Below are 21,419 nucleotides of genomic sequence, written 5' to 3' on the forward strand. Positions count from 1 at the left end.
TCGACTTCCATGACGGGGACGCGATTGACGAGCGCCATCTCCTGGGCGGTACGTCCAGCCGCCATGGCCTGGGCCGTGCGCCTGCGGTCGCGCCTGGCCCAGAAGGGGTAGCGGCGCCGTGGCGGCTTGGGGGCGAGACGATCGGTCCAGTCCATGGGGCCCACTGTACAAGGAATATAGTCCTTATACAACAGATCTCATGCGCTGCCCGCTATCCGACCACCCCATCGCCCCCCAGGTCCAGGAGGCGGTGCCTCCTGGTCGCCGAAGGCTTCTTTTTCGCGCTCTTGTCGTACGCCGTCGCATGCTTCGCGATATTTTTGCCGCCGGCGGTGTACGGCCGGGCTGCGGCACAATGTTCGCAGATGACAAAAAATCGAGGGAGGCGGTATGGTGACGTGTCTGGTGGCGCATTTTTTGTTGCTTACCGGACGACAAGCAAAAAGCGGCAGGGAGCCGCTAGGGGAGTCGAGCTAACGTGAAACGGCGTGCATTGATGCTTGCCGGGGCGGCGCTGGTTGCCGTTCTGGCGATGGGGCGGGTGGAAGCGGCGGATAAGGGTTTGGTGGGCGTGGCGATGCCGACCAAGTCGTCGGCGCGCTGGATCGCCGATGGCGACAACATGGCCAGGCAGTTGCGGGATCGCGGCTACGAGGTCGATCTGCAGTATGCGGACGACGACATTCCAAACCAGCTCTCGCAGATCGAGAACATGGTGACGAAGGGGGCCAAGGTTCTGGTGATCGCCTCGATCGACGGCACGACGCTCTCGGACGTGCTGCAGCAGGCGCATGATGCCGGGATCAAGGTCATTGCCTATGACCGGTTGATCCGGAACTCGCCGAATGTCGATTACTATGCCACGTTCGACAATTTCCAGGTGGGCGTGTTGCAGGCGCAGTATATCGAGAAGACGCTAGGCCTGAAGGAGGGCAAGGGGCCGTTCAACATCGAGTTGTTCGGAGGTTCGCCCGACGATAACAACGCCTATTTCTTCTACAATGGCGCGATGTCGGTGCTGCAGCCTTATATCGACAGCAAGAAGCTCGTCGTTCAGAGCGGCCAGACGGGCATGGACAAGGTTTCGACCTTGCGCTGGGACCCGGCCACCGCCCAGTCGCGCATGGATAACCTTCTTAGCGCCTACTACACGGATAAGCATGTAGATGCGGTTCTCTCGCCCTATGACGGGCTGAGCATCGGCATCCTATCCTCGCTCAAGGGTGTGGGCTATGGCGGCAAGGATCTGAAGATGCCGGTCGTGACCGGCCAGGACTCGGAGGTGCAATCGATCAAATCGATCCTGGCACACGAGCAGACCTCCACCATCTTCAAGGACACCCGCGATCTGGCCAAGGTGACGGTCGACATGGTGGACGCCATGGGATCGAACAAGCCAGTCGAGGTGAACGACACCAAGACCTACGACAACGGCGTCAAGGTGGTGCCGGCTTATCTCCTCAAGCCGGTCGTGGTCGACATCTCAAACTGGAAGCCCGTCCTGATCGACAGCGGCTATTACCAAGAGAGTCAGATCCATTGAGCTAGCGTCGAGGGGTTGCCAGGCGATGACAGCCATCTTGGAGATGCGCGAGATCGGCAAGACCTTCCCGGGCGTAAAGGCGCTGGATAACGTCAACCTCGTTGTCCAGGAAGGTGAGATTCATGCGATCGTCGGCGAGAACGGCGCCGGCAAGTCGACCCTTATGAAGGTCTTGAGCGGCGTCTACCCGCATGGGACCTATGAGGGCGAGATCCATTTTCGCGGTGAGGAGCGTCGCTTTCGCGACATTGCCGACAGCGAGAAGCTAGGGATCATCATCATCCACCAGGAGCTGGCGCTCGTGCCGCTCCTCTCGATCGCCGAGAATATTTTTCTCGGCAACGAGCCCTCGAGGTTCGGTGTCGTCGATCGCTCAGAGGTCTTCAGGCGCGCGCGGGACCTGTTGGCCAAGGTCGGGCTCGACGAGGCGCCGACGACGCTGGTCACCGACATCGGCGTCGGCAAGCAGCAGTTGGTCGAGATCGCCAAGGCTCTGGCCAAGGAGGTGCGGCTGCTCATCCTGGATGAGCCGACGGCCGCCTTGAACGAGAAGGACAGCGAGGCGCTTTTGCGCCTCCTTTTGGAGTTCAAGGCGCAGGGCATCACCTCGATCCTGATCTCGCACAAGCTGAACGAGATCGAGAAGGTCGCCGATGCGATCACGGTCCTGCGCGACGGCAGCACCGTGGAGACGCTGGATTGCCGCAAGGCGGCGATCAGCCAGGACAGGATCATCCAGGGCATGGTCGGGCGCTCGATGGCCAACCTCTATCCCGAGCGGCTTCCCGAGATCGGGCCACCAGTCCTCGAGGTGAAGGACTGGTCTGTCTACCACCCCTTGCACCCGGAGCGGCAGGTTTCGAAGAATCTCAACTTCGAGGTGAGGAAGGGCGAGATCGTCGGCATTGCCGGGCTGATGGGAGCCGGGCGGACCGAATTCGCTATGAGCCTCTTTGGCCGCGCCTGGGGCCAGAAGATCACCGGCAAGGTCTTCCTGCACGGCAAGGAAGTCGATGTCAGCACGATCAACAAGGCGATCGCGCATGGCCTGGCCTATGTCACGGAGGACCGCAAGTCCCTGGGCCTGCTCTTGAACGAGGACATCAGGAAGAACGTGACGCTGGCCAACCTCAAGGGTGTTTCCAAGGGCGGCGTCATCGACGACATGGGCGAACTCAAGGTCGCCAGCGACTATCGGGCCAAGCTCAGGATACGCTGTTCGGACGTTTACCAGGAGAGCGTCAACCTCTCGGGCGGCAACCAGCAAAAAGTGGTCTTGAGCAAGTGGCTGTTCTCCGGACCGGAGGTCTTGATCCTGGACGAGCCCACGCGCGGCATCGATGTCGGCGCCAAGTATGAGATCTATACGATCATCCAGGCCCTGGCGGATCAGGGCAAGGCCGTCGTGGTGATCTCCTCGGAGATGCCCGAGCTTCTCGGCATTTCCGATCGGATCTACGTGATGAACGAGGGGAGCTTCGTCGGCGAATTCCTGGCCGCCGAGGCATCGCAGGAACGTATCATGCGCGCGATCATGCAAGCGCAGCAGGGAGTAGCCTCATGAGCAGCAGCCTGCCGCTTACCGACCCCGGGCTCCAGCCCAGCCGGTCCTGGAAGAACTATCTCAAGAACAATATGCGCGACTACGGCATGCTTTTGTCGCTGTTCGCGATCATGATCTTCTTTCAGATCGTCACCGACGGCACGCTCCTAAAGCCGCTCAATTTGACCAATCTGGTGCTCCAGAACAGCTACATCGTCATCATGGCGCTGGGCATGCTCCTGGTCATCGTGGCCGGGCATATCGACCTTTCGGTGGGCTCGGTCGCGGGCTTCATCGGTGGGCTTGCGGCCGTCATGATCGTCGAGTGGAGCGTGCCGCCGGCCTTGGCCGTCCTCCTCTGCCTGGTGGCGGGCGGGCTGATCGGCGCTGCCCAAGGCAGCTTCGTCGCCTATTTCAAGATTCCCTCCTTCATCGTCACGCTGGCGGGCATGCTGGTCTTCAAGGGGCTGGCCCTGGCCCTCCTGCACGGTCAGTCGGTGGGGCCGTTCCCGCCTACCTTTCAGGCCCTCTCCTCAGGCTTCATCCCGGATATCCTCCAGGTAGGCACCCTCAAGGTGACGTCACTGGCGATCGGCATCCTGGCCGCCCTGGCCATGGTCTATGTGAGCTTCACCAGCCGGTTGCGACAACAGCAGCACCATGTGGAGACGGATCCGGCGGGCTTCTTCATCCTGAAGAACGCGCTGCTTTTCGCGGTCATCGTCTATTTCACCTATCTCCTGGCCTCCTATCGGGGCATGCCCAACGTCTTCATCATCATGTTCGTCCTGATCGCTATCTACGCCTTCGTGACGAGTCGGATGACGGTCGGACGGCGCATCTATGCCCTTGGCGGTAACGAGAAGGCAGCTAGGCTCTCGGGCATCCGCACTGAGCGGCTGACCTTCTTGACCTTCGTCAACATGGGGGTGCTGGCAGCTTTGGCGGGTCTGGTCTTTGCCGCCCGCCTCAACACCGCCACGCCCAAGGCCGGCCTCGGCTTCGAGCTCGACGTCATCGCCGCCTGCTTCATCGGCGGCGCCTCGGCCTATGGCGGCGTCGGCACGGTGATGGGGGCCGTCATCGGCGCCTTCATCATGGGAGTGATGAATAACGGCATGTCGATCCTTGGCATCGGCATCGACTACCAGCAGGTGATCAAGGGCCTGGTCCTCCTGGCAGCCGTCTTCGTCGACGTCTACAACAAGCGGAAATGAGCCTCGCCGCCGGGCCCCGGCGGCACATCACGACTGGGGACCCCGCTGCTTCCGCAAGACGGGTGCCCGCCATGCGGGACGAGCAATTCCGGTGTCGAGAGCTTATTCCAGCAGGGTGCCGAAGCGGTCGGCGACGGTGATCGAGGCCGTCATGCCGGCATTGAATTCGAGGCGGTCCGTCTCGATGCCGTCGCTGAAGATCACGCCATAGTCCGGCATCTGCGAGGTCAATTCGAGCGGTTTCTCCGGGGTGATCTGGCCAAAGGTCAAGCTGGCCTGGGTCGTGCGGCTGGGGAAGGGTTCGCGCACGGTAAAATAGAGAAACGCCGATTCCCAGGCAAAGCCCTGCTCGCGCAGCTTTGCGTGCGCCGCCGACATGTGGGCATCTGCGATGCCTGCGGCACCGGCCAGCACGCTCTTGAACCAGCCCGTCGACCCGAGTCCGGTCGAGACGATGAGGCCGCTCGACGAATGCTGCTCGACCCTCTCACCGATGCGAATGCTGTAGCGCGCCGAGACGTGGGAGCGGGGGCCGATAAATAGATCGTTGACGGCGTGGATCACTTGGCCGTCGGCCAGTCTTGCCGCTGCCATCGTGATCCGCCGTGTGGGCCGCTTGCCCGCCTGCGCCAGCGGAACGATCTTGTTCAGGTCGCCGACCTTGAAGGGCAGAAGCGCACCATCCCAGCGCTCCGGATCAGGATTGACGCCGATCACCGGCTGGGCACCCACATATTTCAGCGTGTTGGCGACAAGCCCATCCTGGCCCAGCACGACGACAAGCGCTTCGGGCGGGAAGATGAAATTGGCCAGATAGCGGCGCTCGAGCTTTTGGACCCGCGCATAGCGGCGCAAGGTTTCCTCCACACTCCGGGTCGCCTCGAGGTAGCGCCGATGCTCGGCCTCGTAGTCGGAGAAATCGGCACCCAAATGCTCGATATAGAATCGCGCCTGCCCGGCCGTGTTGAAGCGCCTTATCAGTTCCTCGAGCCTGGTCTCGCGAACGACGAGCACGATCTGGCGCTGCAACGGTTCCAATGCCTACTCCCTAGTCTTCCTGGTCCTCGAGCAGCGATCGCAGCAAGGCGGGGGAAATATTGAGCTCGCCGATCCGGTCGGCCCCCTCGGCCAGCCCGTTAAAGGCTTGGGCGATCAACGTGCTCGACTTGGCCTGCCCGATCGTCAGCGCCTGGAGCACCTTCGGATCGACATCCTTGAAGACCGCCATCGTCGTCGAGATCGCATAGGCCTTGGCGTCCGCCTCCTTGCGCGCATTCTCCAGGCGCAGGACGGTAAGCTCGCGGTTCCGCTCCTCAAGGTTGATCTTGCCGGTCAGGGCCTGGTCCTCGATCTCCTGGCGCCGCTCCAGCTCGGCACGCTCCGCCTCGAGCTGCGTGTCGCGTATCTGCCGCTTCTTGGTCTCGATCGCGATCTCGGTATTGAGCTCATTCTCCTTGACGGCGCGCTCCTGTTCGATCGCCGCATTGCGGCGCACATAGACCGCATCATCCGCCTGCTTGAGGATCTGCTCGCGCGCATTGGCCTCGAGGGCGCGGCCTGTATCGGGGTTGGGCTTCACCGCGAGGATGGAAAGGTCGACCAGCGAGATGCCCAGTGTCTTGAACGTCGCCGCCTGCCCGACGGCATCGCGCACACTGATTTCAAGCTCGCTCGAGCGGCGCAGGAGATCTTGCAGCGGCATGGTCTGCAACGCATTGCGCACCTGCACCTGCACGACCGTCACGACGCGTGCCGAAAGCTTTTGTGGATCTTCGGAAAGATAGGCCTTGCGGTCCGGACCGAGGGTGAAATTCATCATTCCGGCCAGAACGACGGGCTCGCTGATCCGATAAGTGACCTGCCCTTGGACCGTCACCTCCTGGAAGTCCTGGCTTACTTCCTGGAACATAAAGGGAATGTCGATCGTCTCGAGCGGAATCGATACGAGTGACGCATTGGGGGCGAAATAGAAAAACGACAGACCCGCTCCCTGGCGCACGGGCTTGCCGTTGCGAAAATGAATAATGTAGACGCTCGGGTTTGCTTTTACGTGCCCAAATAATCTTCTAAATATCATCAAGAAAATTATAAGAGCGAAGGCGATTATTATAAATGAAAAAGCATCAAACATTATTGCCAGCGTCCTGACTGGTTATTTTCTCACGTGTCAGGCAAGACGCTTCGTCGAGTCTCCCTTCCAGCAAAATCGCCGAGAGACATCATGAGCTCGCTTCGTGCGTCGCACGAATGCGCGCGACCGGAACCGGGACCACCCAGCCACCTGCCTGCGCCATGCCGCCTGTTCAAGGACCACAACCTAAAGGTTCGGCGCGCTTTCGGCCAGCCATGCCGGAACGAACGAATCCCTAGTGTTGCTCGGGCCTAGACGCCACGGGGCGGCGGGCCGGCAGTCAGCCATGCCGGATCGAACCAGCGATCCGCCGGGCCGTCATAGGGCAGGCGGTTGATGTCCCAAAGGCGGATATAGGGAGCATAGGCGGCCCAGACCCTGGGCCCGCCGCCGACGAAGACGACGCGCCCGGCAAAGCGCGCCAGCACTTCGCCGGGCTGCTCGTGCGAGCGGATGGTGACCAGGGTTCGGTCCTTCCTGGCGAAGGCGGGTACCGAGGCGATCGTGGTCGGGCCGGCGATCAACACATGGCCCTGCGTCAGCTCGAAGAAGCGCGCCACGTCGGCTTCGTAGATCCTCCCCTCGGTCCCGCTCCAGGGCATGCCGCCATCGAGCCCGATCTGGCCACGCTGCCCAATGGCACACATCGCCCGCACATCCGCCATGCCGCCCATTTCCTGATCTCAGCTCCTCTTTTGCAGTGGCGCCCAGGCATGCTCGCTGCCGGTCAGCCGATCCGCGCCGGCCGGGCCTTGGCTCCCGGCGGCATAGCTCTCAAGCGGGATCTCGTCCTTGGCAAAGCCTTCCAGAGCCGGTGCCACGACGGTCCAGGCCCGCTCGATCGCATCGGCGCGCTGGAAGAGCGTGGCATCGCCCATCATGCAGTCATAAAGGAGTGTCTCGTAGCCGACATTGGCCCGGTGCGGGAAGAAGTCGGCATAGTTCATGCGGGTCGTGACCCGGCCTAGTCGCATGGCCGGGCCTGGCTCCTTGGCATCGAAGCTGGTCTCGATCGCATGCTCGGGGTCGATCTTGAGCGTCAGGACATTGCGCGCCAGCCGCTCGCTCGCGGCATCCCTGAAGAGCTGGTGCGGGGCGGCCTGGAAATGGATCGAGATCTCGGTGCGCCGCTCCGCCAGTCGCTTGCCGGTGCGCAGGAAGAAGGGCACCCCGCCCCAGCGCCAATTATCAACGGCGAGGCGTAGCGCCACATAGGTCTCGGTGTCGCTCTCGGGCGAGACGCCAGGCTCCTGCCGGTAGCCCGGCACACCCTGCCCATCAATGCTGCCGGCCGTATACTGGCCACGCACCACGTCCTCCCTGCTGAGGGGGCGCAGCGCCGCCATCAGCTTCGACTTCTCGTCGCGCACCGCCTGGGCCGAGAGGGAGGAGGGCGGTTCCATCGCCACCATGCAGAGCAACTGGAAGAGGTGGTTGGGGACCATGTCGCGAAGGGCGCCCGCATGCTCGTAAAACTCGCCGCGCCGCTCGACGCCCACCTTCTCCGCCGCCGTGATCTGGATGCAGTCGACGAACTCGCGCCGCCAGATGGGCTCGAACATGCCATTGGCAAAGCGCACCGCCATGATGCTCTGCACTGTCTCCTTGCCGAGGAAATGATCGATCCGATAGATCTGGTCCTCGCTCGCCACCTTGAGCAGCCGCTGGTTCAGGTCGCGCGCCGTCGCCAGATCGTGGCCGAAGGGCTTTTCGACCACCACGCGCCTGAAACGCGCCTCCCCCTCTGTCAGCAGGCCGGCCTTGCCTAATTGTTCGGCCAGGGGCGCGAAAAAGCGATCGCCGACGGCGAAATAGAAGATGGCGTTGCCCTGGCCGATCCGCTCCTTCAAGTGGGCGAAAAGCCCCTCGTCGGCAAAGTCGCCCTTGATGTAGGAAAGCCGCTGCATCAGCCATTGCCAGCGCGCTTCGTCGGGCTGGCCGACATGCCCCCCGGCGGTACCGTCGCTGGCCGCCGCCTGCGTGAACGCCGTCAGATTCTGGCGCCAGCCCGCATCGTCCTGGTCGATGCGATCGACGCCGATGACCGCGAAATCGTCGCTAATGAGCCCGTCATGGGCAAGGTTATAGATCGAGGGGACCAGAAGCCGCTTGGTAAGGTCGCCGCCGGCACCGAAGACCACCAGGGTACAGGGCGGCAGGCTGGAGGCCCCGGCCTTGGCCTGGCGGAGGTCGCCGCCCGGTTCGCTGTCGCTCATCAGATCTCCATCCAAAATGTCAACGCCAAGGAAGCCACCATCTGGGCACGCGGTTCCGGGCCGGTCGATGAAGCTTTCGCCAACGGCCGATATCCGATGTCTAGAGATCGTCCTCGGCCAAGCGCAGGCCCATGAACTGCCAGCGCTGATGCGGGTAGAAGAAGGTGCGGTATGTCGGCCGGATCTGGGCTTCCGGCGTCACGCACGAGCCGCCTTTCAACACGAACTGGTTGCACATGAACTTCCCATTATACTCGCCGACCGCGCCCTTTGCCGGCTTGAAACCCGGATAGGCCATGTAGGGGCTGGCGGTCCATTCCCAGACATCACCCCACATCTGCGCCAGACGCGGCCCGTCCGGATGGGTCGAGCGCGGCCTGAGAAGGCCGCTCTCGAGGAAATTGGCGCCCTTTGGCGGGCAGCGGGCGGAGGCCACCTCCCATTCGGCCTCGGTCGGCAGTCGCTTGCCAGCATAGCGGGCGAAGGCATCGGCCTCGTAGAAGCTCACATGCGTCACCGGCGCATCAAGCTCGACCGGCTGCGGGCCGCGCAGCGTCATCGACCACCAGCGCGTGTCCTCTTTCCACCAGTAGCCAGGCGCGGTCCAGCCCAGGCGCTTGGCCGTGGCCCAGCCATCGGAGAGCCAGAGCGTCGGCGTCCGGTAGCCGCCATCCTCGATGAAGGCCAGCCATTCGCGGGCCGTCACCGGCCGCCCCGCCAGACGGTAAGGCTGAAGCAGCACTTCGTGGCGCGGCCCCTCGTTGTCGAAGGCGAATCCGCCATTCTTGGGGTGACCGATCTCGACGATGCCGCCCTCGAAATGCAGCCAGCCATTCGTGTCGTAGAAAGGCAGGACCGGCAAAGACTCGTGTGCCCGGTAGGCCGGTCGCAGCGGATTGAAGCTGAAGGCGTGCAAGAGGTCGGTCAGCAGCAATTCTTGATGCTGCATCTCGTGGTGGCAGCCAAGCTCGAGCTGGTCGATCGCCTCTGGCGACAAGCCGCCATAGTCGAGCCGCGTGCGGATGGCCTCGTCGACCGCCTCGCGGTAGGCCATCACCTCGGCAACGGTCGGCCGCGATATCAGCCCACGCTGCGCGCGCTCGAAACGCGGGCCCGCCTGCACGTAATAGGAGTTGAAGAGGAAGGCAAAGCGCGGGTCGGGTGATTCGTAACGCGTGAAGAAGGGGGTGAGGACGAACGTCTCGAAGAACCAGGTCGTATGCGCCAGATGCCACTTGGCAGGGCTCGCATCCTCCATCGACTGGACCACCAGATCCTCGGGCGGCAGCCCGGTGACGAGGTCCACGGTCCGCCGCCGCGTGCGACGCCAAAGTTCGCCCACCGTCTGGGCGCGCAAGGCCTGGTCCTCCTCTGACGTCCGGCTCGATATCATCTGCGATTCTCCGCTCCCTGATCCAGTTTCCACCTGCGTGCGCGGCGGCTTGCCGCGTTTAGGAAAGCCGGTAGCCGGTCCGGCTACATGCTTCCCATCGCCCGCAGCAGCTCCACCATCTGGCGCTCGACCTGCCTCCTGACGAGGGCCGGGTCGCCTTTTCGTCCGGGCATGACCAAGGGCTGGCCGAATGCCAGGCGTACCGGCCGGTCATGCAGGCCGGGCCAGGCCACCTGCAGGAGTGCCGCCAGCCAGCGCCGATCCGCCGGATGTCGCCTTAGCCGTGCCAGGGGATGCGCCAGGGCCTGGCGACCGAGAACGCCGCTCACCAGGGCCGGCACGACCAGGCCGCCCGCCACACTGCGCGCCAGGAGCTCCAGGCTCGTGGACCAGCGGGCAAGAGCCAAAGGCTCGCTCTCTAGCGCCGGGTCGGGCTCGATGCCGCCGCCCGGAAAGGTGAGGACGGCGCCCCCGTCGCGAAGATGGTGGCAGGCCCGCTTGAGCGCATTCAGCCTGCTCTCCCGCCCGTCGCCGATCGTGACGAGGTGGCGGCTGACCGCCGGCAGCTCGACCAGCAAGGGACGTTCGGCCGCCAGGATCAACAGATCGTCGCGCGATATCGCCGTCATCAGTGCCAGCGCGTCGGTGAGGCCCGGATGATTGGCTACGACCAGAAGCGGTCCCGTGCCTGGAAGGGCGTTGGCGTTGATCAAATCCAGGCCGGCGGCGAAGCGCGGCAAGGCGTGCGCCGCCGCGAATGCCAGGCCTCGGTCGCGGGCATCGTCATCCAGCCTGGCGACGACACGCGCAAAGCGGCCGGCAGCGGGCCAAGCCAGCAAGGCCACGAGGTGGCGCAAGAACGGGAGGCCCGCCAGCCCCAGGGCGGTCACCAGGTCGGCCTGCGCCAGGGCCACGAGGCGACGATGGCGTCGTCGATCCAGCCCCTGCCGGGCGAAGGCCGAGGATCTGTGGAAAAGAGCGAAGCTCATGCTGGTTCAGCGCCATCCTTGGAGTCGGCGCAGGCGGGCTGGCCGCTTGCGATCAGCCGTCCTGGCCTCGCGAACGAGGATGGGATGGAGTCTGATGGAAAGGAACATTATATGCTGGCCTTAGTGTCGAGAGCGTTATTATGCTGAAGTGATTTCAGGATGCTGGCATGATGTTTGCTTTCCGACATCCATCTAGCGGGCATACCGCGGAGACGCATGGCCGCATCGCAATCCTCGACCTTCGGTTTCCTGCTCTTGCCGGGCTTCACCGCGCTTGCTTTCGCGGCGGCGGTCGAGCCCTTGCGCCTTGCCAATTACGTGGCGGAGCGGGAACTCTATCACTGGGTCCTGCTCTCGAAGGATGGAGCGCCCGTGCGCTCCAGCGCCGGCTTTGCCGTCTCGGTCGATCACGGGCTGGAGGCTGCCCCCGATCTTCGCCTTGTCACGGTCTGTGGCGGCCTCGAGGGCCATCGCTTCGACGACCGGCAGATCGTCGCCTGGCTGCGTCGTGCCGCCAGCCGGGGTGCCGTGATCGGCTCGCTCTGCCTGGGCAGCCATCTTCTGGCCCGGGCCGGCCTCCTGGACGGTCATGCCTGCACGACCCACTGGGAGAACATGAGCGCGATGGCCGAGACCTATCCCGCGGTCATGGTCAAGGACCAGCTCTTCACTGTCGATCGCAATCGTTTCACCTGCGCTGGCGGCACGGCCGCGACCGACATGATGCTCTATCGCATCGCCGCCGATCACGGCGACAAGCTGGCCATGCAGGTCGCCGAGGAAATGTTGCACGATCAGGTGCGCAAGGGGACGACTCCCCAGCAGCGCACGCGGGCCGCCAACACGATCGAGCGGCGCGAGCTCTCGATCGCCATCCGCATCATGCAGGAACATATCGAGGAGCCGCTCGATCTCTCGGCCCTCTCGGCCCAGGCAGGCCAGTCCCGCCGCAACATCGAGCGACTCTTCAAGAAGTATCTGGCGGTCTCGCCGGCGCGTTATTATCTGGACCTCCGGCTCCGCCGCGCTCGCCAGCTTCTCTGGCAGACCCAGATGTCGGTCACCGAGGTCGCCATCTCTTCGGGCTTCGTCTCGGCGACGCATTTTTCCAAATGCTATCGCGATCGCTACGGTGTCTCGCCGCGCGTCGACCAGAGCAGCCGCCACCAGCCTTTCGTCCTGCCCAAGGACGAAAGCCAGGCGACCCTGCCCCGCTAGGCCATGAGCAAGCCCACCTTGACCGTCGGCTTCGTCCTGGCCGACCGTTTCACGCTCTCGGCCTTTTCCACCTTCGTCGACGCGCTCCGCCTTGCCGCCGACGAAGGTGACGGCTCACGGCAGGATCGCTGCCGCTGGCACGTGATGAGCGCCAGCGGCCGGCCGATCGTCTCGAGTGCCGGCGTCGAGGTCATGCCGACCAGCGGCCTGCTGCCGCCCGAATCCCTGGATTACGTGGCCGTGGTGGGCGGCCTGCTGCCGCGCAGCGGCGGTCCCGCCCGCCCGATCGATTCGATGACCGAGGCCTATCTCGTGCGCGCCGCCGAACGGGGCCGCCCGCTGGTCGGCGTGTGTACCGGCAGCTTCGTCCTGGCCCGTCTGGGCCTCCTCGACGGGTGCTCGATCTGCGTTTCCTGGTATCATTATCGCGATTTCGTCGAGCTCTTTCCCGAGCTTTCGGCCAGCGCCGACCGGCTGTTCGTCAAGGATGGCGACCGGATCACCTGTTCGGGCGGCACGGGCGCCGCCGATCTTGCAGCCTCCCTGGTCGACCAGCATCTGGGACAGGCCCTGGCGCGCAAGAGCATGCGCATCCTCCTCCAGGATCGCGCGCGGCCGGGCGTTGGCCCGCAGCCGCAGCCGCCTTCCACGGCGCAAGCGCAGGACCCCCGCGTCAAGCGCGCGCTTCTCCTGATGGAGCAGCATGTGGGCGATCCCTTGAGCGTCGAGGCGATCGCCCTGGAGCTTTCGATCGGGGCCCGCCAGTTGGAGCGGCTCTTTCGCGACGCCCTGGGCATCGGCCCGAATGCCGCCTATGCGCGCCTCAGGCTGGAGCGCGCCGACTGGTTGTTGCGCATGACCGAGCACTCGGTCACCGAGGTGGCCCTCGAATGCGGCTTTGCCGACTGCGCGCATCTGAGCCGCAGCTATAAAGCGAGCTTCGGCCGTCCCCCCTCGGCCGTGCGCCCCCGCCGCCGCCAGGCGGCCGATCTCGCCAAGATCTGATCCTTTCGGCGGCACTGGCAGAAGGGCTGCTTGCTTGCGGCACCCGGCCGGCTGGCCCATAAGCGTCCAGATGCTCCCGACGTCCGTCGCCTCCGTGCAAAAGAGGCGCGATCTTGGGAACGCTTGGCGCCGGTTCCGGCCATGCGGCGGCCCGGCCCTCGTTCATGCGACCGCAGGAAGGAAACGAAACAAATGGCAAGCGTCGATATTCGTAACGCGCAAAAGACCTATGGCGGCTCCGTCAAGGTCCTCCATGGCGTCAACGTCGACATCCAGGACGGCGAGTTCGTGGTGCTGGTCGGCCCCTCGGGCTGCGGCAAGTCCACGCTTTTGCGCATGATCGCCGGACTGGAGGAGATCAGCGACGGCGAGATCGCGATCGGCGGCCGCGTCGTCAACGACGTCGCCCCCAAGGACCGGGACATCGCCATGGTGTTCCAGAACTACGCCCTCTATCCGCATATGACCGTCAAGCAGAACATGGCCTTCTCCTTGAAGCTGGCGCGCGCACCCAAGGAGACGATCGAGCAGCGTGTCGGCGAGGCGGCCCGCATCCTGGGCCTTGCCACCCTCCTCGATCGCTATCCAAGGCAGCTCTCGGGCGGTCAGCGTCAGCGCGTCGCCATGGGCCGCGCCATCGTCCGCAACCCGCAGGTCTTTCTCTTCGACGAGCCGCTCTCGAACCTGGATGCCAAGCTGCGCGTGCAGATGCGCACCGAGATCAAGGAACTGCATCAGCGCCTCAAGACCACCTCGGTCTACGTCACCCACGACCAGATCGAGGCCATGACCATGGCGGATCGGATCGTCGTCATGCAGGGCGGCCATGTGGAGCAGATCGGCGCGCCGCTCGATCTCTACGACCGGCCGGCCAATCTCTTCGTCGCGGGCTTCATCGGCTCGCCGTCGATGAATTTCATCGATGCCCGCCTGCAGCGCCAGGGCAACCAGCTCCAGGCCGTGGCGAAGGATGGCACCCTTCTGCCGTTGCCGGCCGATGCCCTCGGGCGCGACGGCCAGGAGGTCGTCTATGGCATCCGGCCCGAGCATCTGACCCTGGCCGACGCCAATGGCGGCGGCATCCCGGCCGAGGTGGTCGTCGTCGAGCCGACCGGCTCGGAGATCATGGTCGTTTCCAGCATCGCCGGTCAGCACACCCAGGCGGTCTTCCGCGAGCGCCACGAGTTCCGCCCGGGCGCGCGCATCGACCTGTTGCCGAAGCTCGACGCCGTGCATCTCTTCGACAAGCAGAGCGGTCAGCGCATCGCCGCTTGAGCCATCGCGGCCAGGGTGGGCGTGGGCCCACCCCTCAGGCCCGACCTCTTAGCCGGCCTAGCGAGCGGGCATTCCGTCCCGTTCGAGCGTCCAGACGAAAGCCGGTCCGGCTAGCGGCACGCCTAGTTCCTTGAGGTCGAAATCGCGTTCGGGCGCGCGCCGCATGCCGAGCTTGCGCGCCACGTGCTGCGAGCGGTGATTGTCGAAGGCGGTATAGGCCAGGATCCGTTGCAGCCCGAGCCGTCCGAAACCGTCCGCGACGACGGCCCTCGCGGCCTCCGTGGCGAAGCCCTGGCCCCAGGCGGCAGGTACCAGCCGCCAGCCGATATCGTGCTCGCCCGCCAAGGGGTGGGGGGCCTGTTGCGGCATGAGGCCGGCATAGCCGACGAAGCTGCCGGAGAGCGTCTCCATGGCCAGTCGCGCCGTGCCCGCCTCGCTGGCTGCCTTGATATAGCGCTCGAGCCTCGCATCGCTGGCCTGGCGGTCCAAGGGGCCGCCCAGGTCCGCCATGACCAGGGGATCCGCCATCAGGGCGGCCAGGCTCGCACTGTCGGCGGCGCTGAAGGGCCTGAGGCGCAGGCGTGCCGTCTCGATCAGCATGATGGCAAGGTGCTCCGGCTCATTTCCGCACGATCCCGCTCCAGCCGCCGGCGATGAGGGCCGCCGTGTCGGCCAGGACCAGCGGCAGCGAACCGTCCGGGAAGATCAAGTAGGCCGGCTCCCAGACCGGGTCGAACTTGGCCTTGAACGAGCGCAAGCCGTTGAAATTGTAAAAATGCGCCCCGTGCCGGACCATCAGGCGGCCGAGCCTGGTCCAGAGCGGGGCCAGCTTGTGATCGGGCAGGCCCGAGAGCGGCGCCATGCCGAGATCGAACCAGCGATAGCCGCGCGCCTTGGCCCAAAGGAGGCACTCGGTCATAAGATAGTCCATGATGCCGGGGCCGGCGTCGCGTTCGAAGCGCATGAGATCGATGCTGCACTCCTCGCCTTGGGCTCCCAGCCAGAGATTGCAGAAAGCGACGATGCCGTTGCCCTCCCGCCGCACGATGGCAACGGGTCCCGAGCGTAGATAGTCCTTGGAGAAATAGCCGAGCGAAAAACGCTTCTCGCGCGCATTGTGAGCCGCAAGCCAGGCATCCGAGATGGCCTCGATTTCGGGCAGGATCGCTTCAAGTGCCTCTCCCTCGACGACCTCGAAGGAAAGGCCGCTCTTTTGCGCCCGATTGATGGCGGTCCGCAGATCCTGGCGTCGCTTGCCCTTCAGCTCGAAGGGCTCCAACGGCACGCGCGCCCGCTCCCCCAGCTTGACGATGCGGTGGCCGAGCTCAAGGAAGAAGGGCAGGTTATCGGGGCCGATCTCGTAGAAGACCGAGCGGCCGCCATGCCGGTCGGCCTCCTCGTGAAAGGCCCAGAGCAACTCCTGCCAGGCCTTTTTCGGCCCGACCGGCTCGCCCATGGCCACCCAGCTTCGCCCCGAGAGGCCATACATGATGAAGGCCGTGCCGTCGCTCGAGAACATGAAACGCTTGTCGCCGCTAAAGGCCAGCCTCGCCTCGGCAGCCGGGCTGGCATCGACGATCTGCCGAATGATGCCCATGTCGACGTCGACCGGTGCCAGCCTTTGCGGCCTTGACGGCCGGACAAGCTGATAGACCCCGGCTGCCAGCGCCATGACGACGGTGACGAGGACCGCACGGATCGATCGGGGCGCGTTGCGGTCGATGTCGAAGGTGAAGAGCAGGCTGGTCGGGTCGCCCAGGTGGCGATAGGCGAAGATCAAGAGCCAGATCGAGGCGCCGACGATCAGCGCCAGGGCGATCCACCAGCCGGGCGAGAGCCGCTCGTCCAGGAGTCGCGAGCGGCGATAGAATTCCGGACGGCAGGCCAGGAGGATGAGGAGGACGACGAGGCAGAGTGTTGCCTCTTCGAAGTCGAAGCCCTTGATCAGCGAGGCGGCCATGCCGGCCGCGAGCAGGCCCACGGCCAGGGTCCAGGCGCCAGCCAGGCGACGATAGAGCGGTCGGGCCAGAAGGAGCAGGCAGACGCCGATCACCGAGCCCGCGACATGCGCAAGCTCGATGACGGGCAGGGGCATGATATCGCTAAGGGCGGTAAAGCGCGCCTCGATCGGCGGCGTCACGCCGGAGAAGAGGAGGATGGCGCCCGCTAGCACCGCCAGGCCCGCCGCCGCCACCGGGATGAGCGGGGCGATACGGGTGACTGTCCGCGTCGTTGCCGCGTCGAGAAAGCCGCGCCAGCGACCGAATTCCAGCCCGGCCAGCGAAAGCGAGCCCGCGATGAAGGGAGCCAGATAGTAGGTCATGCGAAAGAGCAGGAGTGAGGCGACGACGGGCGCCATCAGTTCCTGCGAGGGGGCCAGCAACAACAGCATCGTCCCCTCGAGCACACCCAGGGCACCCGGCACGTGGCTGACGATGCCGAGCAGAACGGCTGCCAGATACATGCCTAGGAGATCGGGATAGGAGACGTCCAGTCCCGCCGGCATCAGTACCCACATCGCGCCGGCGGCCGCCATGATGTCGATGAAGGCAAGGCCGATCTGGAGGAGGGTGACGGAGGGCCGCGGCGGCTCGATCTCCTCGCCAAAGACGCGGATCGGCCGATGCATCCGCCAACTCCAGAGGAAGTAGGCGATAACGAGCGCCACCATGGCGGCGCCGATGCCGCGCCAGACGCCAAGCGGCATCGGTACTAGGCGGCCGGCGAAGCCGGGCTCGATCAGGAGGACGATGCCGCCCAGGGTGACGAGTCCCAGTCCCAGGGTGAAGACAAAGAAGGCCTGGACCTTGGCGACATCGACCAGCGTCAGGCCACGCTCGGCATAGATGCGATAGCGCAGCGAGGTGGCGACGAAGGCGGCAAAGCCCGTGGTGTGCGAAATCGACTGGGCGATGAAGGCGCCAAGCCCGGTCCGGCCGACCGAGAGCCGCTTGCCCGCAAAACGCATGGCAAAATATTCATAGCCCACGAGGGCTGCGAAGCTCACCGCCGTCAGGCCGAGCGATGCCAGTATGGGCGGCCAGCCGATAGCCGCCACCGAAGCGCGCAGGTCTGCATAGTGAAAATGGCGCAAGATGTCGTGCAGCACCCAGAGCGACAGGGCCAGGAGCGCGCAGCCGACGACCGGCGTGCCCCAGCCCTTCAACCGCTCGATAAGGATGGCGCGCCTGAAGGAGGCCGCCTCGTCCTTGGCCACGACAACCCCGGCCGGCGGCTCGGTGGCCGGCCGGCGCGTCTCATCCTCGTCCAGCGACGTCGCCATTAGTCGCTCCGTGTCGTCGCCGCGCGCGTGTCCGTCGCGGCCGTACTGGCCGCAGCGCCAAGACGACGCAGCGCACCCTCGCGAATTAACTGCGCAAGACGGTCATAGTTACCATCGAAATGGTGACCACCCGTTGTCTTGATGATTTCGGCACCCGCCATCACCGGGTCCGTGCAAAGCGTATCTTCTTCTTCCTCGCCGTAGAAGCACTGCACGCGCGTCTTGTCCAAGCGGCTGGCCGGCCCCTTTACGTCCTGGGCCTCGGCCGAGGTCGAGCCCAGCCAGCCCGTGACGTGAAACTCGAAGTCGGCGGTCGGGCCGATGCCTAGGACCGAGACTTGCGTCACCCGATTGCGCACGCTCTCCGGTAGCGCATCCACCGTCGCAGGCAACACGCCGGCACCAAAGGAATAACCCACGAGAATGACATGCTGGCGATGCCAGGCGTCACCGTAGCGCTTGACGATCCGGCTGACGTCGCGCGCGATCTGCTCGGGCGATTTCGTCGTCCAGAAATAGCGCAGCGAATCGACACCGATGACGGGCACGCCGTGTCCCGCCAGCCATTCGCCGATCGACTTGTCGAGATCCCGCCAGCCGCCGTCACCCGAGAGGACGATGGCAAAGAGGTCGCCGTCCTGCTGGCTCGGCAGCTCGACCAGCGGCAGATCGGCCAGCCGCTGTCCGTCGCCCGAATGTACTTCGTTCACGGTCTCGATGACGATATGGGCCACAGCACGACCCAGCGTCGCATTCTCGTCCAGCGAGACGATCTCGGCCTCCTCGAATCGATCGATCCAAGGAAAATAATTGTTCTGATCGGCATGCACCGCCGCTCGCCACCAGCCGGGCAGGCTCGGCGCCTTGCCATAGGCGAAACCGCCCGCCACGCTTTTTTGGAAGGGTGCCGGCCCGCAGAAGGGCTGGCGCGTCTCGAGCGAGGGTGCGGCATCGATCGTGACGATGCCCTCCGTCGTCGCATCCGGCGATTGCGTGAGGGCTACGTAGGCAAGCGTCCCGCCATGCCCGACCCCTACCAGGATCGGCGTCATATAGTCGGCGATGCCCGCGTTCTTCTCGATCTCCTGGGCACGCTCCTCGAGATCGGAGACGAGATAAAAGCAGTCCTGGTCGGGGGTCGCCGAGTTCGCCAGCACATGGCCAAGCTCGATCCCGGCGGTCAGGATACCCTCTTCGGCCAGCACGCGGCCGACCCCGTCCAGGGCCGGGGTCCAGCCCGCGGTATCGGAGAAGAGGTAGACCAGCGCCTTGATGTCGCCATTGGGCCGATAGACTCGGATCTTGCCCAACACGTCGCCGCCATCGACCTCGACCGGCGCGCCGTCGGCCCGGGCGACGATGGTCTGGCCACCTTCGGCATCAGCGGTGACGGGCGCGTCCTGCGCTTGCGCGGGAAAGAGTCCGGCAAAGACCAGCATACCGAGCATGGAGGCCAGTCCGAGGGCAGTAACGCGACGCCCCAGATGGGCGGAAAACATCATGATCAGGACCGAAACGCCGTCTTGTTGCAGGCCCATGCAAACGGTCAGGCCTGGTTAAGTGAAGCTGGCATCGCCATCGCGCGGCCCCTCAAGGACCAGCCGACCAGCGGATGCCACGATCGCGCGGCGCCTTAGCACAAAGCCCGGCCGTGTGCATCGCGCGTCACGCTTCTTTAGATGGAATGGATTACTCGACGGTTACCGATTTCGCGAGATTACGTGGCTGGTCGACGTCCGTCCCCTTGGCGACGGCGGTGTGGTAGGCCAGGAGTTGCACGGGCAGGCTCATGAGAATGGGCGCCACGAACGGATCGACGGCAGGCAGCGTCACGCTGGCCACGGGCAGGTCGCCCATGGCGGCGATCCCGGCCGCGTCCGAAAAGAGAATGACCTTGCCGCCGCGCGCGGCCACCTCCTGCAGGTTGGAGGCAGTCTTCTCGAAGAGATGATCGGAGGGCGCAACCGCGATCACCGGCACCTCCTCGTCGACCAACGCGATCGGGCCGTGCTTGAGTTCGCCCGCCGCATAGCCCTCAGCCTTGATATAGCTCACTTCCTTGAGCTTCAGCGCCCCTTCGAGGGCGATCGGATACATGGCACCGCGACCGAGATAGAGCACGTAGCCGGCACCGGCCAGCATGGAGGCGATGTCACGAAAGACCTGGTCCTGATCCAGTACCTGCAGGAGGCGGGCCGGGATCTCGTCCATGGCCTGCATCAGCTGGGCTTCCCGACTGGCTGCGAGGCAACCCCGCTCCCTGGCGGCACCGATCGCCAGGCAGGCAAGCGTGCTTAGCTGCGTCGTGAAGGCCTTGGTGGAGGCAACGCCGATCTCCGGGCCCGCCAGCGTACGAAGCATGCCATCCGCCTCGCGGGCAGCTGTGCTCTCGGCGACGTTGACGATGGCAAGCGTCGGCCGCCCTTGCGCCTTGACGTGCCGAAGCGCCGCCAGGGTATCGGCAGTCTCGCCCGACTGGCTGACGAAGATGCCCAGTTCCCTGGAGGTCATGGGAGTATCGCGATAGCGATATTCCGAGGCGATATCCGTCGAGGTCGGGATGCCGGCCAACTGCTCGAACCAGTAGCGGGCGGTCATGCAGGCATAGGCGGCGGTGCCGCAGGCCACGAGTTGCAGCCTGGTCTCGGGGTGGGCGAAGTCGAAGGGCAGATCCGGAAGGGCCAGGCGGTGGCTCGAGGGGTCGGTGAAGGAGCGCAGCGTATCGCCGATCACGGCCGGCTGCTCATGGATCTCCTTTTCCATGTAATGCCGGTGATTGCCCTTGCCGATCAGCGCGCCGGAGAGCGCCGTCTTTTGGATCTCGCGCGTGACGGGCCGGTCATCGACGTCGACGATGCTGCATCCATGCGGGCTCAAGATGGCGATGTCGCCCTCCTCGAGGTACTGGATCCGGTCGGTGAGCGGTGCCAGCGCCAGGGCGTCTGAGCCGATGAACATCTCCCCTTCGCCATAGCCGATCGCCAGCGGCGCGCCGCGCCTTGCCGCCACCAGGAGGTCGCTCCGGCCCTCGAAGAGCATGGCCAGGGCGAAGGCTCCCTTGAGCCGGCGGACCGCCTCGAGTGCCGCTTCCTTGGGCGGCACTCCGCGGCGAAGGGCTGCACTCAAAAGATGCGGGACGACCTCGGTGTCGGTCTGGGTGGCAAAGCAATGGCCGGCGGCGATCAGCTCCCGGCGCAACTCGGCGAAATTCTCGATGATACCGTTATGGACGACGGCCACGCCGTCCGCCATGTGCGGATGGGCATTGGCCTCGGTGGGCGCGCCGTGCGTCGCCCAGCGCGTGTGACCGATGCCGGTTGTGCCGGCCAGCGGCGCCAGCTCCAGCTGCTCTGCCAGCCGATCGAGCTTGCCCTGGGCGCGGCGTCGCTCGATCGCACCCTCGACCAGCGTCGCGATGCCGGCACTGTCATAACCGCGATATTCCAGGCGCCGGAGGGTTGCGAGGAGCAGGGGAGCCGCCTCGCTTTGACCGATGACGCCGACGATGCCGCACATGGCGAAGATTCCCGCACGCAGATGACTTGAACCATTGATAGAAGGTCTTTGGGCCACACCGCGAGGACCGACGCGCGGGCAAGGGTATCG

Annotated in this window: 16 protein-coding genes; 6 read left to right on the forward strand and 10 right to left on the reverse strand. The window is 64.9% G+C overall.

Annotated elements, in window-relative coordinates:
* The first annotated feature begins 496 nt into the window (after positions 1-496).
* Genes chvE through mmsB form a run of 3 tightly spaced genes read left to right on the forward strand, consistent with a single transcriptional unit; the run spans position 497 to position 4,303 of the window.
* Entirely contained in the window at positions 497-1,543 is a 1,047-nt protein-coding gene (chvE, locus tag CFB17_RS00005) for a multiple monosaccharide ABC transporter substrate-binding protein (protein WP_088559355.1), read from the forward strand.
* 25 nt (positions 1,544-1,568) lie between these two features.
* A complete protein-coding gene (gene mmsA, locus CFB17_RS00010; protein ID WP_088559356.1) occupies positions 1,569-3,107 on the forward strand; it encodes a multiple monosaccharide ABC transporter ATP-binding protein in 1,539 nt (512 codons plus the stop codon).
* Positions 3,104-4,303: a multiple monosaccharide ABC transporter permease gene (gene mmsB / locus CFB17_RS00015; protein WP_088559357.1), complete on the forward strand. Its 1,200-nt coding sequence runs from the start codon at positions 3,104-3,106 to the stop codon at positions 4,301-4,303. The genes mmsA and mmsB overlap by 4 nt, the downstream gene beginning before the upstream one ends.
* A gap of 102 nt (positions 4,304-4,405) precedes the next feature.
* On the opposite strand, the gene CFB17_RS00020 is transcribed toward mmsB, so the two are convergent.
* The 6 genes from CFB17_RS00020 to CFB17_RS00045 form a co-directional block, all read right to left on the reverse strand.
* Positions 4,406-5,341: a diacylglycerol kinase catalytic domain-containing protein gene (locus tag CFB17_RS00020; protein ID WP_088559358.1), complete on the reverse strand. Its 936-nt coding sequence runs from the start codon at positions 5,339-5,341 to the stop codon at positions 4,406-4,408.
* A 10-nt stretch (positions 5,342-5,351) separates the two neighbouring features.
* Positions 5,352-6,380: an SPFH domain-containing protein gene (locus CFB17_RS00025; protein WP_088559838.1), complete on the reverse strand. Its 1,029-nt coding sequence runs from the start codon at positions 6,378-6,380 to the stop codon at positions 5,352-5,354.
* A gap of 305 nt (positions 6,381-6,685) precedes the next feature.
* Positions 6,686-7,099 (reverse strand): dihydrofolate reductase family protein, encoded by a 414-nt coding sequence (locus CFB17_RS00030; protein WP_088559839.1) that lies wholly within the window; start codon positions 7,097-7,099, stop codon positions 6,686-6,688.
* Between the two features lie 18 nt (positions 7,100-7,117).
* Positions 7,118-8,650 (reverse strand): glucose-6-phosphate dehydrogenase, encoded by a 1,533-nt coding sequence (gene zwf, locus CFB17_RS00035; RefSeq protein ID WP_088559359.1) that lies wholly within the window; start codon positions 8,648-8,650, stop codon positions 7,118-7,120.
* Positions 8,651-8,750: 100 nt separating this feature from the next.
* Positions 8,751-10,043 carry an ergothioneine biosynthesis protein EgtB gene (gene egtB, locus CFB17_RS00040; RefSeq protein WP_088559360.1) on the reverse strand — a complete coding sequence of 431 codons (1,293 nt, stop codon included), beginning with the start codon at positions 10,041-10,043 and terminating at the stop codon, positions 8,751-8,753.
* Between the two features lie 83 nt (positions 10,044-10,126).
* Positions 10,127-11,032: a 1-acyl-sn-glycerol-3-phosphate acyltransferase gene (locus tag CFB17_RS00045; RefSeq protein ID WP_088559361.1), complete on the reverse strand. Its 906-nt coding sequence runs from the start codon at positions 11,030-11,032 to the stop codon at positions 10,127-10,129.
* 216 nt (positions 11,033-11,248) lie between these two features.
* Here CFB17_RS00045 and CFB17_RS00050 point away from each other — a divergent pair, with 216 nt between their 5' ends.
* The 3 genes from CFB17_RS00050 to CFB17_RS00060 all read left to right on the forward strand — a co-directional run bounded on the left by CFB17_RS00050 (position 11,249) and on the right by CFB17_RS00060 (position 14,530).
* Positions 11,249-12,250, forward strand: a complete 1,002-nt coding sequence (locus tag CFB17_RS00050) for a GlxA family transcriptional regulator (protein ID WP_088559362.1) — start codon at positions 11,249-11,251, stop codon at positions 12,248-12,250.
* A 3-nt stretch (positions 12,251-12,253) separates the two neighbouring features.
* Positions 12,254-13,255, forward strand: a complete 1,002-nt coding sequence (locus tag CFB17_RS00055; RefSeq protein ID WP_088559363.1) for a GlxA family transcriptional regulator — start codon at positions 12,254-12,256, stop codon at positions 13,253-13,255.
* A gap of 192 nt (positions 13,256-13,447) precedes the next feature.
* Positions 13,448-14,530 carry an ABC transporter ATP-binding protein gene (locus CFB17_RS00060; RefSeq protein ID WP_088559364.1) on the forward strand — a complete coding sequence of 361 codons (1,083 nt, stop codon included), beginning with the start codon at positions 13,448-13,450 and terminating at the stop codon, positions 14,528-14,530.
* 57 nt (positions 14,531-14,587) lie between these two features.
* On the opposite strand, the gene CFB17_RS00065 is transcribed toward CFB17_RS00060, so the two are convergent.
* The 4 genes from CFB17_RS00065 to glmS all read right to left on the reverse strand — a co-directional run bounded on the left by CFB17_RS00065 (position 14,588) and on the right by glmS (position 21,329).
* Positions 14,588-15,130, reverse strand: coding sequence for a GNAT family N-acetyltransferase (locus CFB17_RS00065; RefSeq protein WP_088559365.1), 543 nt, complete (start codon positions 15,128-15,130; stop codon positions 14,588-14,590).
* 19 nt (positions 15,131-15,149) lie between these two features.
* Entirely contained in the window at positions 15,150-17,813 is a 2,664-nt protein-coding gene (gene mprF / locus CFB17_RS00070) for a bifunctional lysylphosphatidylglycerol flippase/synthetase MprF (protein WP_088559366.1), read from the reverse strand.
* Positions 17,813-19,351: a virulence factor family protein gene (locus tag CFB17_RS00075; RefSeq protein WP_088559367.1), complete on the reverse strand. Its 1,539-nt coding sequence runs from the start codon at positions 19,349-19,351 to the stop codon at positions 17,813-17,815. Before CFB17_RS00075 ends, mprF begins: the two co-directional genes overlap by 1 nt.
* Positions 19,352-19,502: 151 nt before the next feature.
* On the reverse strand, positions 19,503-21,329 hold the full coding sequence (glmS, locus tag CFB17_RS00080; protein ID WP_088559368.1) for a glutamine--fructose-6-phosphate transaminase (isomerizing): 1,827 nt from the start codon (positions 21,327-21,329) through the stop codon (positions 19,503-19,505).
* Positions 21,330-21,419: the final 90 nt, after the last annotated feature.

The sequence above is a fragment of the Arboricoccus pini genome (assembly GCF_900187945.1).
GTDB classification, from domain to species: Bacteria; Pseudomonadota; Alphaproteobacteria; order Geminicoccales; family Geminicoccaceae; genus Arboricoccus; species Arboricoccus pini.